This window comes from Bradyrhizobium sp. SSBR45G (genome assembly GCF_030159255.1).
Lineage (GTDB): Bacteria > Pseudomonadota > Alphaproteobacteria > Rhizobiales > Xanthobacteraceae > Bradyrhizobium.
This window is the reverse complement of sequence record NZ_BSCT01000014.1, coordinates 1-13,369: the sequence shown is the minus strand read 5'-3', so window position 1 is coordinate 13,369 and position 13,369 is coordinate 1. Positions and strand designations below refer to the sequence as shown.

At 65.5% G+C, this 13,369-nt stretch carries 14 protein-coding genes, 1 tRNA gene and 1 riboswitch; of the genes, 6 read left to right on the top strand and 9 right to left on the bottom strand.

What is annotated here, in order from left to right; genetic code table 11:
• From QQL87_RS17665 to QQL87_RS17655, 3 genes are all read right to left on the bottom strand, one after another.
• Complete coding sequence (locus QQL87_RS17665) at positions 1 to 882, bottom strand: NAD(P)-dependent oxidoreductase (protein WP_284423853.1); 882 nt, start codon at positions 880 to 882, stop codon at positions 1 to 3.
• A 45-nt stretch (positions 883 to 927) separates the two neighbouring features.
• Positions 928 to 1,683 carry an SDR family oxidoreductase gene (locus QQL87_RS17660; protein ID WP_284423852.1) on the bottom strand — a complete coding sequence of 252 codons (756 nt, stop codon included), beginning with the start codon at positions 1,681 to 1,683 and terminating at the stop codon, positions 928 to 930.
• A 188-nt stretch (positions 1,684 to 1,871) separates the two neighbouring features.
• A tRNA-Gly gene (locus QQL87_RS17655) sits at positions 1,872 to 1,945 on the bottom strand.
• A gap of 348 nt (positions 1,946 to 2,293) precedes the next feature.
• Between QQL87_RS17655 and QQL87_RS17650 the strand changes: the two genes are divergently transcribed.
• Genes QQL87_RS17650 through QQL87_RS17635 form a run of 4 tightly spaced genes read left to right on the top strand, consistent with a single transcriptional unit; the run spans position 2,294 to position 4,597 of the window.
• Entirely contained in the window at positions 2,294 to 2,878 is a 585-nt protein-coding gene (locus QQL87_RS17650; protein WP_284423851.1) for a methylated-DNA--[protein]-cysteine S-methyltransferase, read from the top strand.
• Positions 2,879 to 2,933: 55 nt separating this feature from the next.
• Positions 2,934 to 3,773, top strand: a complete 840-nt coding sequence (locus QQL87_RS17645; RefSeq protein ID WP_284423850.1) for a helix-turn-helix transcriptional regulator — start codon at positions 2,934 to 2,936, stop codon at positions 3,771 to 3,773.
• Between the two features lie 52 nt (positions 3,774 to 3,825).
• Positions 3,826 to 4,185, top strand: a complete 360-nt coding sequence (locus QQL87_RS17640) for a VOC family protein (protein WP_284423849.1) — start codon at positions 3,826 to 3,828, stop codon at positions 4,183 to 4,185.
• A gap of 10 nt (positions 4,186 to 4,195) precedes the next feature.
• A complete protein-coding gene (locus QQL87_RS17635) occupies positions 4,196 to 4,597 on the top strand; it encodes an SRPBCC family protein (RefSeq protein ID WP_284423848.1) in 402 nt (133 codons plus the stop codon).
• 7 nt (positions 4,598 to 4,604) lie between these two features.
• Here the strand turns inward: QQL87_RS17635 and QQL87_RS17630 are convergent, their stop codons facing one another.
• Both QQL87_RS17630 and QQL87_RS17625 read right to left on the bottom strand, forming a co-directional pair.
• Entirely contained in the window at positions 4,605 to 6,083 is a 1,479-nt protein-coding gene (locus QQL87_RS17630) for an MATE family efflux transporter (RefSeq protein WP_284423847.1), read from the bottom strand.
• A gap of 121 nt (positions 6,084 to 6,204) precedes the next feature.
• The gene (locus QQL87_RS17625) at positions 6,205 to 7,311 is read right to left on the bottom strand and encodes a 2'-deoxycytidine 5'-triphosphate deaminase (RefSeq protein ID WP_284423846.1); all 1,107 of its coding nucleotides are present in this window, start codon (positions 7,309 to 7,311) and stop codon (positions 6,205 to 6,207) included.
• A gap of 111 nt (positions 7,312 to 7,422) precedes the next feature.
• Positions 7,423 to 7,502, top strand: a riboswitch (SAM riboswitch).
• A 70-nt stretch (positions 7,503 to 7,572) separates the two neighbouring features.
• Between QQL87_RS17625 and QQL87_RS17620 the strand changes: the two genes are divergently transcribed.
• Complete coding sequence (locus QQL87_RS17620) at positions 7,573 to 8,781, top strand: O-succinylhomoserine sulfhydrylase (RefSeq protein ID WP_284423845.1); 1,209 nt, start codon at positions 7,573 to 7,575, stop codon at positions 8,779 to 8,781.
• Positions 8,782 to 8,856: 75 nt separating this feature from the next.
• On the opposite strand, the gene QQL87_RS17615 is transcribed toward QQL87_RS17620, so the two are convergent.
• Genes QQL87_RS17615 through QQL87_RS17605 form a run of 3 tightly spaced genes read right to left on the bottom strand, consistent with a single transcriptional unit; the run spans position 8,857 to position 12,043 of the window.
• Positions 8,857 to 9,990, bottom strand: a complete 1,134-nt coding sequence (locus tag QQL87_RS17615; RefSeq protein ID WP_284423844.1) for a GDSL-type esterase/lipase family protein — start codon at positions 9,988 to 9,990, stop codon at positions 8,857 to 8,859.
• Between the two features lie 14 nt (positions 9,991 to 10,004).
• Entirely contained in the window at positions 10,005 to 10,763 is a 759-nt protein-coding gene (locus tag QQL87_RS17610; protein WP_284423843.1) for an SGNH/GDSL hydrolase family protein, read from the bottom strand.
• On the bottom strand, positions 10,763 to 12,043 hold the full coding sequence (locus tag QQL87_RS17605) for an OpgC domain-containing protein (protein WP_284423842.1): 1,281 nt from the start codon (positions 12,041 to 12,043) through the stop codon (positions 10,763 to 10,765). The genes QQL87_RS17610 and QQL87_RS17605 overlap by 1 nt, the downstream gene beginning before the upstream one ends.
• A 282-nt stretch (positions 12,044 to 12,325) precedes the next feature.
• Here QQL87_RS17605 and apaG point away from each other — a divergent pair, with 282 nt between their 5' ends.
• A complete protein-coding gene (apaG, locus tag QQL87_RS17600; RefSeq protein ID WP_284423841.1) occupies positions 12,326 to 12,721 on the top strand; it encodes a Co2+/Mg2+ efflux facilitator ApaG/CorD in 396 nt (131 codons plus the stop codon).
• Between the two features lie 369 nt (positions 12,722 to 13,090).
• Here apaG and QQL87_RS17595 read toward each other — a convergent pair.
• Positions 13,091 to 13,369 (bottom strand): hypothetical protein (locus tag QQL87_RS17595; protein WP_284423840.1); only part of this gene is annotated, 279 nt, incomplete at its 5' end.

The following is a 13,369-nucleotide window of genomic DNA, read 5'->3' as shown; positions in this document are numbered from 1 at the left end:
TCATTCGGGCGACGTTCGCGTCGCCCAATATTCCATCAGCGCGGCCTGGTCCATTGCGCCGAGCCCGACTGCGGTCAGCAGCCGATGGATCTCGGCGCAGACCGCGGTCATCGGCATCGCGATGCCGGTCTGCCGCGCCAGATCCTGCGCGCCATTGAGGTCCTTGACCATGTTGTCGATACGCCCCGTCGGACGATAGTCGCGGGCAACGAAGCGCGGCATGTATTCCTGCAGGATGGCGCTGTCGGCCCGTCCGCCGCGCAACGCTTGCGGGATCTTGGCTGCATCGACCCCGGCGGCCTGCGCCAGCGCCGTCGCCTCGGCCACCGCCATGAAGTTGAGACCGCACAGCACCTGGTTGATCAGCTTGGTGACCTGACCTGCCCCGCTCGGCCCCATATGCGTGTAGTTCGACGCGACCTCGGCGAGCACCGTGCGCGCCTCCGCGACATCATCAGCCTCGCCGCCGGCCATGCAGGTCAACTGGCCGATCGCGGCTTTCGGCGCACCGCCCGAGAGCGGACTATCAACCCAGCGCAGCCCGGCTGCAGCGGCGTCGGCCGCGAGCGCGCGCGTCGCATCGGGATCGATCGAGGACATGTCGATGATGAGGGTGCCCTTGCGCGCACCGGCGGCCACGCCGTCCGCGCCGAACACGGCGGCGCGCACGATCTTCGGCGAGTTGAGGCTGAGGATGACGGCGTCGGCTTCATCAGCAGCCTTCGCCGCCGACGCAGCCGCTGTCGCGCCGAGCGCAACGAGCGCGGCGACCTTCGCCGGATCGAGATCGAACACGATGAGCCGCGTTCCGGTCTGCGCCAGCCGGGCGCCGATCGCGCCACCCATGGCACCAGCGCCGATCAAAGCGACGACACTCGTCATGACAGCACTCCACAACCGATACGCTGGATCGTTCGACCGCCCGCCTCAGAGCGAAGCGGTGATGCCGCCGTCGACATAGAGCACGTGGCCGTTGACGAAGGACGACGCGCGCGATGCGAGAAAGATGCAAGCGCCGACGAGCTCCTCGACCTTGCCCCAGCGCCCCGCCGGCGTACGCTTCTCGAGCCACGCGGAAAACGCGGGATCGGCGACCAGCGCGGCATTGAGCGGCGTATCGAAATAGCCAGGCGCGATGGCGTTGACCTGCAGGCCGTGCTTGGCCCAATCCGTCGCCATGCCCTTGGTGAGATTGCCGACCGCGCCCTTGGTCGCGGTGTACGGCGCGATCGACGGCCGCGCGAGCGAGGTCTGCACCGAGGCGATGTTGATGATCTTGCCGGCATGCCGCGCAATCATGTGCCGCGCGCAGGCCTGGCCGACGTTGAACACCGAAGCAATGTTGGTCTGCAGCAGGCGTTGGAACGCCTCTTCGGGAAAATCCTCCAGCGGCGCGCGATACTGCATGCCGGCATTGTTGACGAGAATGTCGATCGGCCCGATTTCGGCCTCGAAGCGATCGACCGCGGCACGCGCCGCGGCGTGATCGGTCACGTCGAAGGCGAGCACGCGCGATCCCTTGATGGTATCAGCAGCAACGGTGAGCTTGGCCTCATCGCGGCCATTGAGCACCACCTCGGCGCCGGCGTCAGCCAGACCGCGCGCCAGCGCAAGACCAATGCCTTGGGAAGATCCGGTCACCAGGGCGCGACGCCCCGCCAGATCGAACAAGTCGATCGCCACTCTGCTTCCTCCGCCTGCTGCTCGTCTCTCACCCTTGCGGCCGATTATGTTATCGATAACACGGACTGTCAACGCCGCGACCGGCCCGACGGCTTTCAAGCAGCGGGCGAAGACCCTCGGCGCAGCCCTGCGCTACGGTCCGCGATCGGGGCGCTTAGGGGATGCATTGTACGATCAACTAATTGGGATGGAGCGGGCGAAGGGAATCGAACCCTCGTATGCAGCTTGGGAAGCTGCCGTTCTACCATTGAACTACGCCCGCATGGCTCAATGCTTAACCGAGACGAGACGTTTCGCCAAGCGGCTTGTTGCCACGGAAGCCGGAAGAGACCCCGGCCGGACTCGCGCCTCCGCGTCAGCGCGATCGCGCGAACGAGATCGCAGCAGGCCGCTGCGGTCGGAACGGATGCAATGACCGCAGCTTTTTCGCGCCGCCGGTCATCGCCGCGCCGATGCCGCCGACAGGGGCCAGAAGACGGTGCTTGACAACCACGACCCAAATCAGGGCAAACCCGCCCCGGTCGTGCCGCGCTGTTAACATGTTGTTAACAAAATTGATGCGGGCGACCTCGACAGTGATATGGTTGCGGCGTGGGGTTGAGGTGGCGTCATGGGGCGTGGGTATACGATCTTTGATACGGCCCTCGGCCGTTGCGGCATTGCGTGGAGCGATGTCGGGATCACCGGCGTGCAGCTGCCGGAAGCGCGGGAAATCGAGACCCGTCGGCGGTTGTTCCGGCAGTTTCCCGAAGCACGGGAGGAGCGCCCGTGTTCGAATGTTGAACTCGCCATCAAGGGCATCTCCGCGATGCTGCGTGGACAGGCTGTCGACTTTTCCGACGTCGTGCTCGACCTTGGCGGCGTGACACCGTTCAACCAGCGCGTCTACGATTGCATCCGCGCCATACCGCGCGGCGAGACACGCGGCGCCGACGAGCTCGCGGATGAACTGCATGTCCCGAAGGCGCTGACCTCGATCACGCAGGCGCTGTCGAGGAATGCGCTGGTCCTGATCGTGCCCTGTCACCGCGTGCGCGACATCGGCAACGGACTCGACAAGCCGTCGCCCAACAGCGGCATCATCTCCAAGCGCCGGCTGCTGGCCCTCGAGGGCGCAACCCCGCATGCCGGCTTCACCCTGTTCGACGCCTTGCTCTCAGCCGACCGGCCGAGCGCCGCATCGCGGGCGCGGTGACATGATCGCGCGGGAAGCCTCTCGTCTTTCGCGGGCGACGGCTTAGATTGGCAGGATGACCGCGACCGTCCTGTTCGAAAGCCGCTCCGTCACCGTATCCGATTTCCGCTGCGCGGCGGTTCCGGGTGAGCGTCCCTACGCCGAGCACTTTGGCGGTTACTCGCTGTCCTACGTGCGCAAAGGCAGCTTCGGCTGCCATCACCGCGGCCGCTTCTTCGAGCTCGTCACCGGCGCGCTGCTGGTCGGACATCCCGGCGACGAGTTCATGTGCACCCATGATCACGTCTGCGGCGACGAGTGCCTCTCGTTCTCGTTCGATGCGTCCGTCATCGACGAGATCGGCGGCAACCGCCGGGCTTGGCAGTCGGGAGCCATGCCGCCGCTGCCGGAGCTCATGGTGCTGGGTGAGCTCGCACAGGCCGTGGCCGCCCGCGACCAGACTCTCGGCCTCGACGAGGTCGGCCATCTCGTCGCCAGCCGCTTCGTCGCGACAGCCACCGGCCGGCCCGAGCGGCCGGCCAGGCCGAACCTTCGTGACCGGCGGCGTGCGGTCGAGAGCGCGCTGTGGATCGACGACAATGCCGAGCGCGACATTGAGCTTGCGGATGCGGCCCGCGAAGCCGGCGTCAGCGCGTTCCACTTTCTGCGGTTGTTCGCAGCCACGATCGGCGTCACCCCGCATCAATATCTGATCCGCGCGCGATTGCGGCGCGCGGCGCGGCGCCTCGGTGACGAGGATACGCCGGTCACCGACATTGCCTACGACGTCGGCTTTGCCGACCTCTCCAACTTCACCCGCACGTTCACCCGGGCCGCTGGCGTCTCGCCGCTGAAATTTCGCAAGGCGTCGCGCGGCGAGCGCAAGATTTTCCAAGAACGATTGAGCCGCCATTGATTGGATGATCCCAGCGCCTGCGACAGCCGCACGCGGATCATGGAGTTCATCGATGTACGATCATATCGGCCTCAAGGTCGGCAATCTCGACGCCAGCGTTCGCTTCTACACGGCCGCACTTGCACCGCTCGGCCACATCCTCTGTTCGAAGGACGAGACCTCGGCAGGCATCGGCCCCAAAGGTGAACCGGCGCTGTGGCTCTACCTCGACAGAGGCGCGACGCGCGGCACTGCGCATGTCGCGTTCCGCGCCGCCGATCACGCCGCGGTCACCAGATTCCACAGCGCGGGACTGAAGGCCGGCGGCGGCGACAATGGCGGCGCCGGGCCGCGCGCGGACTACAGCCCGACCTACTACGCGGCATTCCTGATCGATCCCGACGGCAACAACATCGAAGCCGTGTGCCCGTGAGGTTGTTGCCATGGCCTCTGTTCAGAAGGACATATCACTTGCTGCCCCCGCGGCTGCGGTGTGGGACGCGGTGCGCGACTTCGGCGCCGTCCATACCAGGCTGGCGCCGGGCTTCGTCACCGACACGAAGCTCGATGGCGATGTGCGGATCGTAACCTTCGCCAACGGCAATGTCGCACGCGAGCAATTGGTCGACTGCGATGACGCGCGGCTACGGCTGGTGTATGCCATCGACAGCGAACGCATGACCCATCATAGCGCCTCGATCCAGATCATCGCCGAGGGCGAGGCACGCTGCCGGATGATCTGGATCACCGACGTGCTGCCGAACGAGATCGCGCCCTATATCGCCGGGCAGATGGAACTCGGCGCCGCGGCCGTGCAAGACGCGATGAGCAAGCTCGGGATATAGTGCCAAGTCAGCCGACGCGCCGCGCCGGTGGCGGCGCCGATGACACGGAACCGAGCTCGGCCGCCAGCACGGCCGGGCGCAGCTCGACCGCAGCCGGCTTCGGTCCCCAGCGGGTCAGCATCACGCTGGCCAAGGTCAACGTTCCGAGTAAAACCATCGACGACGCCGCGAGCATGAAGAATTCACCCTCGGTTGCCGCATGCTGCAACAAATAGCTTCCGCCGGCGGCAATGAAGATGAGCCGCACGGTCTGCGCCAGCACCGGTCCGACCACCTTGGCCGCGCCCTGCGAGGAGAAGTACATCGAGATCGACAGACCAATGAAGGCATACATCGGCGCCGCGATCCGCAGATAGTGGGCGCCGGCCGCGCGAGCGCTCTGGTCCTGCGTGAAGATGTCCACCCATAATTGGGGAACGAAGGCGATCACGGTGGACAGCGCGCCGACCGCGAAGAACGAGACGATTCCCGCGGTCCACGCGATCCGGCGAGCGCGCGCGATTCGTTCCGCGCCGATCGCCATGCCGACCATCGGCACCGAGGCCATGCCGACCGAGAAGGCGACGGTCGTCATCATGAACTCCAGGCGGGCGCCGATGCCATAGCCGGCGAGCACCGCCGTGCCGAATCCTGCGAGCATGTGCGTGAAGATCGCGATCGACAGCACCGATTGCAGCGGCGAGAAGCAGGCGACGGCACCAACCTTGAGGATGTCGGCGAACATCGCGCGGCTGATCGTCAGGCCGCGCAGCTTCGGACGCACGCGAGCACGGCCGGAGAACAAATACCAGCCCATGACCGAGATGCTGACGCTGAAAGCCAGTAGTGCACCGGCGGCAACGCCGCGCATGCCGAGCCCGAAGCCCAGGCTCAGCGTTCCGCCGAGCACGATCTGCAGCATCGCCGAGCTCAGGATCATGAACGACGGCAGCTTCATGTTGCCGGTGCCGCGCAGGATGCCGGCCATCGAGTTCATCAGCCAGGGCAGCATGGCGCCGCCAAAAAAGATCTGCAGGTAGGACACGGCGTGGTTCAGCACCGCGCCCTGGCCGCCGAGCAACTCAAGCAGGCCGGGGCCGAACACGAGCATGCCGATCATGAAGGTCGCGCCGAACGACAGCGCGATCAGCAGTGCATGCGAGGCGAGCGTTGACGCGCGCTCGGTATCGCCGGCACCGAGCGCCCGCGCGATCGCAGAGGCGACGCCGCCGCCCATGGCGCCGCCGGACATCGTCATGGTCAGGATCACCAGCGGGAAAACCAGCGCCATCGCGGCCAGCGCCTCGATGCCGAGCCGGCCGATATAGGAGGTCTCGGCGATGACGACGCAGGTGCCGGCGGAGTTCGCGATGATGTTCGGCCAGGCCAGCGACAGCAGCGTCCGCAGGATCGGTCCGTCGGCAATCGCATTCCGCATCGGCTTTTCGATGGGCTGCAACGCGCGCCCCTCGCCGACCGGATTATCGGCCAGGCCGATCTCGGACATGTTCGCTCCCCGCCTGGCCGCGCTTGGATCGCGCGCCGTTGTCGTTTCTTCCTAGCACACTGCGGAACCGAGCCCCGTGCGGCTGACGCATTGGGGGTGCGCGGTCAGCGCGCAGCCGCGCCTAGACGCGGAAGTGCTTGGAGAGCTTCAGGCCCTGGGCCTGGTAGTTGGAGCCGATGCGGCTGCCATACATCGCGTTCGGGCGGGCCAGCATCTTCTCGTAGACGAGACGGCCGACGATCTGGCCGTGCTCGAGGATGAACGGCACCTCGCGCGAGCGCACCTCGAGGACCGCGCGCGAGCCCTGCCCGCCGGCGCCGGCATAGCCGAAGCCGGGATCAAAAAAACCGGCATAGTGGACGCGGAATTCGCCCACCAGCGGATCGAACGGCACCATCTCCGCGGCGTAATCCGGCGGCACCTGCACGGCTTCCTTGGAGGCCAGGATGTAGAACTCGCCGGGATCGAGAATGAGGCTGCCGTCGGAACGCGCCTTGATCGGCTCCCAGAACTCCTCGGCCGCATAGCCGGCACGGCGATCGACATCGACGACGCCGGTGTGGCGCTTGGCGCGGTAGCCGACAAAACCGTTGGCATTGGCGCCGGACAGATCGACCGACAGCGCGACGCCGCCGGCGAGATCGGCGTCGTCGCGATCGACCAGCCGCTCGGCCTCGTGCAGCGCGATCAACTCGTCTTCCGACAAGACCGCGTCGCGGTAGCGGAAGCGGACTTGCGAGAGGCGGGAGCCTTCGCGCAACAAGACCGGAAAGGTCTTGGGGCTGATCTCGGCGTAGAGCGGGCCGTGATAGCCGGCGCCGATCATGTCGAACCGGCGGGTGCCGTCGGCGATGACGCGCGTGAACACGTCGAGCCGGCCGGTCGAGCTCTTCGGATTGGCGGCGGCGACGATGTCCTTCGGCAGCGCGAGACTCTCCAGCAGCGGCACGATGTAGACGCAGTTGGTCTCCAGCACCGCACCATCGGCGAGCGAGAATTCGTGCAGCTTCAGCTCGTCGATGCGCTCGGCGACGGTCGAGCCCGGCCCCGGCAGAAAGCTCGCGCGCACCCGATAGGCGACGTCGCCCAGGCGCAAATCAAGGCTCGCCGGCTGGATCTGGCTCTCGACGAAGTCGTAGGCCGGAATGATCAGGCCGGCCTCGGCCATCGCCACGATCATGCGATCGGGCAGGATGCCATGGGCGTCGGGGCTAAGCGAAAACGGCAAGACCTGATCCTTTGCAGGCGCCGGAACGGCGGCTGATCAGCCTATATAGGGTCTTTTTACCGGTTATCCGATGGTTGGCTTGACGGAAAGGCCGGTTGCGATTATGAGCACCACTTATCCCGTGGTGATTTGAGCCGGCCGGCTTGCAGCCACGTTAAATAAGTCGCTAAACAGGCCGGGGACGATTGTGATCCCGGCCGTGAGGAGTTTTCCCAGGCCGGTTTTTTTGTGCCCTTTTCTACCGGGCACGATGGAGGTCACATGTCGAAGTCCCCCGCGACGGCGCCGGCGTCGTTCGCTCAGTATCGTCCCGAAACCCGGCTGGTGCATGCCGGCGGCCTGCGCTCCGAATTCGGCGAGACCGCCGAGGCGCTCTACCTCACGCAAGGCTTCGTCTACGCCACCGCGGAGGAATGCGAGGCGCGCTTCAAGGGCGAGGATCCCGGCTTCATCTATTCGCGCTTCTCCAACCCCACGACGGCGATGTTCGAGCGCCGCATGATCGAGCTCGAAGGCGCCGAGGCCTGCCGCTCGGCCGCGACCGGCATGGCCGCCGTCACCACCGCGATCCTGGCGCCTTTGCGGGCCGGCGACCACGTCGTCGCCGCCAAGGCGCTGTTCGGCTCCTGCCGCTACGTGGTCGAGGACCTGCTGCCGCGCTACGGCATCGAGTCGACCTTGATCGACGGGCTCGATCTCGACCAGTGGCAGAAGGCGGTCAGGCCGAACACCAAGACGTTCTTCCTGGAGAGCCCGACCAACCCGACGCTCGACGTGATGGACATTCCCGCGATCGCCGAAATCGCGCACGCCCATGGCGCACGACTGATCGTCGACAACGTGTTCGCCACCCCGATCTGGCAGAGCCCGCTCGCGCTCGGCGCCGACGTCGTGGTCTATTCCGCGACCAAGCACATCGACGGCCAGGGCCGCTGTCTCGGCGGCGTGATCCTGTCGTCGGAGGCGTTTATCGCCGAGCACATCCACAATTTCATGCGCCAGACCGGCCCGTCGATCTCGCCGTTCAACGCCTGGGTGCTGCTCAAGGGCCTCGAGACCCTGGCGGTGCGCGTGCGCGCGCAGACCGAGACCGCGGGCAAGGTCGCGGACTTTCTTGCTGCGCATCCGAAGATCTCGCGGCTGATCTATCCGGGCCGCGAGGACCATCCGCAGGCCGCGACCGTGCGCAAGCAGATGCGTGCCGGCTCGACCCTGGTCGGCTTCGAGGTCAAGGGCGGCAAGGCGGCGGCGTTCCGCACGCTCAACGGGCTCAAGCTGGCGCGCATCTCCAACAATCTCGGCGACGCCAAGACGCTGGTCACGCATCCCGCGACGACGACGCATCAGCGGCTGACGCCGGAGGCACGCGCCGAACTCGGCATCAGCGAGGGCTTCATCCGGTTCTCCGCGGGGCTGGAGCATGCGGATGATCTGATCGAGGATCTGGATGCGGCCCTGAGGGCCGCATAGCGAATGGCGAATAGGGAGTAGCGAGTAGGGGGATCTCTTCCTTATTCGCCATTCCCTACTCGCTATTCGCCCTCCTCACATCGGCCGGTACGTCAGCACGTCGGCCGGTGCGTTGATGCCGAGCTTGACCTGGCCGACCGAGCGGATGATGTCGTCGCCGAGCAGCTGGGCGAAGCAGGCATAGCCCCAATCGCTCATGTGCAGGCCGTCCGAGATCACGAACTCATTGATCGGGATCGCCTGCCGCTCGTGCCAGTCGCGCATCACTTCGAAGCGCGGGAAGATGCCGGCGTGATGCAGCTCGGCGATGCGGCCGAGCAGCTTGTTCATGCGGCTGGCGTTCTCCGACCGCTCGTTGACGCGCGGCGAATATTGCAGGTCGACCAGCACGACGTCGGAGGCGGCGGCCTGGATCTTGGCGACACCGTCCTCGACCAGCTTGGCGGTCTCGGTCGGATCGAGGTCGCGCAGCACGGCATTGGTGCCGACCTGCCAGATCACGAGGTCCGGGTGACGGTCGATCACCGACGTCTCCAGCCGCTTCATCATCTCGGGCGCATCCTCGCCGCCGACGCCGGCATTGAGGACGCTGATGTCGGCCATCGGATATTGCCGGCGCAGCTGCGCTGCGAGCCGGTTCGGATAGGTGTAGTCCGGCCCGCTCGCGCCGTAGCCCTGCGTCGATGACGAGCCGAACGCGACGATGACGACCGGCAGGCCGGAGGCGAGCTTGTTGGCGACGTGCGGCAGCGAAATGAAGTTCTTCTTGGCGACGCCCTTCGGCGGCAGGCACGGCACGCGGTTGAAGATGTCGGAGGCGGATTTCGCGACCTGCTTGACCTTGTCGATCGCGCGCTCGGTGATGCTGCGGGACGGCGGTTGCGCGGCGGCCGCCGATTGTGCAGCGGCCGGCGGCGTATTCACGTCCGGCGCCGCGTTGGCCGTCGGCTGCGTCGCTGGCGCCTGACTGGCCGCAGCCGGCGGGTGCACGGCGGCGATCTGGCCGGGTGCCTGGCTGGCCGCCTGAGCCACGATCGTGTGGCCGATGGTCGGACGGAGCTCGCTGATCGGAGACGCGGCGGCGTCAGGCGATGGCGCGCTCTGCGCATGAGCCCATTGTGGGGTCAACGAGAGCACCAGCATCATCGTCGCGACGGCCGAGAGCTTCTCCCATGTTCCAGATACGCGGTGACAACAGCTGAAAGACATGAAGACGACGAACCCTAGTTCTGCTGCGCCGGGCCGAGATGCGCCGCGTCGATGATGAACTTCGACAGCGCCCGGCCGAGACAATCGTGGACCTGCTTGGCCAGCTCGATCCCGTGCGTTGGATTGAACAGGTCGAAATCGCCCTGCTCATTCCATTGCCGCATGATGGCAAAGCGGTCGAACAGCGGGATGTCGCGCTGCTGCGCCACCACCCGCATGTTGTCGACGTAAGGCGGCACGGAGATCAGCGTTTCCGTCCGCGGGCTGTATTGCAGATTCATCAAGATGACATCAGCTCCCGCGTTCTGCAGCGTCGCAACACCGTCATTCACCGCCTGGCGAAACTCATCAGGATCGATGGACCGCATGGCATCGACCGTTCCGGTCTGCCAGATGACCAAATTAGGCCTTTTTCCTTCCACCAGTTTAACAAGATTGCCAGCGATTTCCTCAGCCGTCTTCTTCGGCTGCAGTTCGACGCTGATGTTGACGGTGACCGCGGGCAACTTGTCCTTCAGCGAGGCCTGCAACCTTGCGGGGTAGGCATTGCCGTCGGATGCACTCACGATGGTCGACGAGCGGCTTCCGACCACCAGAATATCGAGCGTTCGGCCATTCTTCACGGCCTCTGCAACTTTCGGGAGTGGGCTCTCGGTGGTGAGCAGGTAGGCCGGCACCTCGCAGGTCTGCGGCGCATCTTCGGCGCGCGCAGACACCGCCAGCGAGACCGCCAGCGCTGCGAAAGCAAACCTTAACCACGAGACGGACTTCATCAGCCCCCTCCCGCCAGATCGGCGTTGCTGCGCGCACCCTTTCGCGCTGCACCCTTATCGGCCTCACGCTTGTACCACGAAATCAGCGACGCAACGCCCCACATGGCGAGGATGCCGCAAAGGCTGATCATTGCGTGCATCATGGCGCCGCCAGAGACTTCGGCAAGTACGAAGTGGCCCGCGAAGGCCAGAAACACGCCGAGACAGAAGATCTCCAGCGAGTGTTGCCCACAAACAATCAATGGACGCAGCCAGCGCGATTTCAGCAGCGGCCAATCCTTGGGCAGATAGTGCACGGTGAGTGCTGCGAGTGCGAGAAAATGCGCGAAACGCAGCACGTCCAGGTCGGTCTTGTCGATCGGATACATCCACTGCTCGATTTGACGCGGCATCAGATGGCCGAGCTGCGGGATGTACCAGGTGAGCGTGACGAAGAAGGCAGCAACCAGATAGGCGACGCAGATGCCGAGCGTGATCGGTGAGTTGAGGATGCGCGACATCCGCTGGGCGCCGCCGAGCGCGCACCAGGCGCCGAACACGAACAGGAGCTGCCAGGCGAACGGGTTGAAGGCCCAGAAGCCGTTCGGATAGGCGGACAGATAGAGATCGAGCTCCCAGGTGACCGCATAGAGAATGACCGACAGCCCCAGCGTGACATCCGGGCGCCAGCGCATCAGCCACAGGATCAGCGGCAGAAACAGCATCAGGACGATGTAGAGCGGCAGCACGTCCATGTTGACGGGCCGGAAGCGCAGGATCAGCGCCTGCACGATGGTCACGTCCGGCTGCTTCAGGAAGTCCATGATCCCCATCTCTTCGGTGTAGAGCGGGTTCTCGAAGCTGGTCGCGACGTAGGAGATTTCGGCGAGGAAGATCGTGAACAGGAAGACGTGGGCGACGTAGATCTGCCAGACGCGGCGCAAAATGCGCGCGGTCGCGACGATGAAGCCGGCGTCCTGCATCGCCCGCCCGTAGACGAAGGCCGCCGTGTAGCCGGAAATGAAGATGAAGATCTCGGTGGCGTCGGAGAAGCCGTAGTTGCGGATCGTGAACCAGGTCAGGATGTTTGGCGGCAGATGATCGATGAAGATCAGCCAGAGTGCCAATCCGCGGAACAAATCGAGCCGCAACTCGCGCTCGCCGACGGCCGGGAAGGTGATCTTGGGCGATGCCGTGCTGGCGGGTGCAGCGGCACACGCAGCCGTCTCCGCAGCCGGCGCGGGCGCAGCAGTGGCTCCGGGGACGGACGGTCCGGCAAGGCGATCGGCAATCGACGTCATCAGGCACCACGTCAAGGCTGCCAGCCCTTCGGGGCCCGGCAGGGGAAATGTAGGGCTGCGCAACTTTTGCGCAAGCGATGAAGGACTTATCCGCCGGGCCGTGCCCCGGATGGCTGCAAGACGTTGCTGGGCCGCAACGGCGAACCGAGCCCGACACGGGTGGTCCCGATGCACAGTTGCGGATGGCAGAGTCCGCGATTCTGGTGCCATAATGCGGAACTGTGTTGAAACCACGATGGCGTTACGATTGGTTCCTCGACAAGTTTCCGCTACAATACATCCATGTACCGCGCCGTGACTCGCCACATCGAAGTGACCGTCGAACCGAACTTCCTGCCAGAGAAGTCGTCGGTCGCGGATGGCCGCTGGTTTTGGTCCTATACCGTCGTCATCACCAACACCGGCGAGGAGACGGTGCGGCTGCGCAGCCGGCACTGGGTCATCACCGACGGGGCCGGCCGGCAGCAGGAGGTGCGCGGCGAGGGCGTCGTCGGCGAGCAGCCGGTCCTCGCGCCCGGCGAACGCTTCGAATACACCTCCGGCGTGCCGCTCACCACCGCCTCCGGCTTCATGTCCGGCTCCTACCAGATGGAAAGCGCGAGCGGCGAGCAGTTCGACATCGCGGTGCCGGCGTTTTCGCTGGATAGCCCGGATGGCGGCAAGCGGGTGCTGAACTAGCCTGGCTGGGATTTGGTGCGACCGACTCACCCTTGTCCGCTCAATTCGCCGCATACGGCTCGCGTGGTTCACTCCCTCGCGGTCTTTCGCCTGCCGTCCCTGTCGATGACATCCGCCGCTGTCGTCCCGGGCAAGCGTCCGACAACGCGGAGCGTTGGCGGATGCGCCGACCCGGGACCCATAACCACGGGATCCCGTTTGGCGATGGCTGGAGCGGCGATCTTGCCTCACCACGACCGCTGGTGGTTATGGGTCCCGGCTCGAGGCCGGGACGACACCGTTTGTGCCGAATCAGATTGCATCACACCCCGCCTCTCTGATTGACGTCACAAGTTCGCGTCCTCGCCGCGCATTCCGCGCCCGAGCTATTCACTTTCGTCCGCCCTCTTCAAACAGAGGGCGCAGGGAAGGCCAGGCCTCGGCTGAGGCCTGCGGCCCGCCTGCGAAAAAAAATGCAGGCGGCAGGTACCACAGGTTCAGCCGGTACGACCCGGCCCTCCCTGCGCGACTGGTTTTAACGGCTGCTTCGCGTTCTCCCTGGTGCGCCGGGCTTGTTGGCCACCATCCCCACGCGAAGCCCAAGGCCTCGACGTGAGTTGATATCAGCTTCGGGATATCAGGACCGCGCGACTTGACCGTGCGTGCATC

What these genes read in the sequence shown, in the direction of transcription:
- QQL87_RS17620 (WP_284423845.1), top strand. Translation starts at nt 7,573, where the DNA reads ATGTCGAAGTCCCCCGCGACGGCGCCGGCGTCGTTCGCTCAGTATCGT.
- QQL87_RS17645 (WP_284423850.1), top strand. Translation starts at nt 2,934, where the DNA reads ATGACCGCGACCGTCCTGTTCGAAAGCCGCTCCGTCACCGTATCCGAT.
- QQL87_RS17665 (WP_284423853.1), bottom strand. Translation starts at nt 882, where the DNA reads ATGACGAGTGTCGTCGCTTTGATCGGCGCTGGTGCCATGGGTGGCGCG.
- QQL87_RS17610 (WP_284423843.1), bottom strand. Translation starts at nt 10,763, where the DNA reads ATGAAGTCCGTCTCGTGGTTAAGGTTTGCTTTCGCAGCGCTGGCGGTC.
- QQL87_RS17640 (WP_284423849.1), top strand. Translation starts at nt 3,826, where the DNA reads ATGTACGATCATATCGGCCTCAAGGTCGGCAATCTCGACGCCAGCGTT.
- QQL87_RS17650 (WP_284423851.1), top strand. Translation starts at nt 2,294, where the DNA reads ATGGGGCGTGGGTATACGATCTTTGATACGGCCCTCGGCCGTTGCGGC.
- QQL87_RS17630 (WP_284423847.1), bottom strand. Translation starts at nt 6,083, where the DNA reads ATGTCCGAGATCGGCCTGGCCGATAATCCGGTCGGCGAGGGGCGCGCG.
- QQL87_RS17635 (WP_284423848.1), top strand. Translation starts at nt 4,196, where the DNA reads ATGGCCTCTGTTCAGAAGGACATATCACTTGCTGCCCCCGCGGCTGCG.
- QQL87_RS17615 (WP_284423844.1), bottom strand. Translation starts at nt 9,990, where the DNA reads ATGTCTTTCAGCTGTTGTCACCGCGTATCTGGAACATGGGAGAAGCTC.
- apaG (WP_284423841.1), top strand. Translation starts at nt 12,326, where the DNA reads ATGTACCGCGCCGTGACTCGCCACATCGAAGTGACCGTCGAACCGAAC.
- QQL87_RS17605 (WP_284423842.1), bottom strand. Translation starts at nt 12,043, where the DNA reads ATGACGTCGATTGCCGATCGCCTTGCCGGACCGTCCGTCCCCGGAGCC.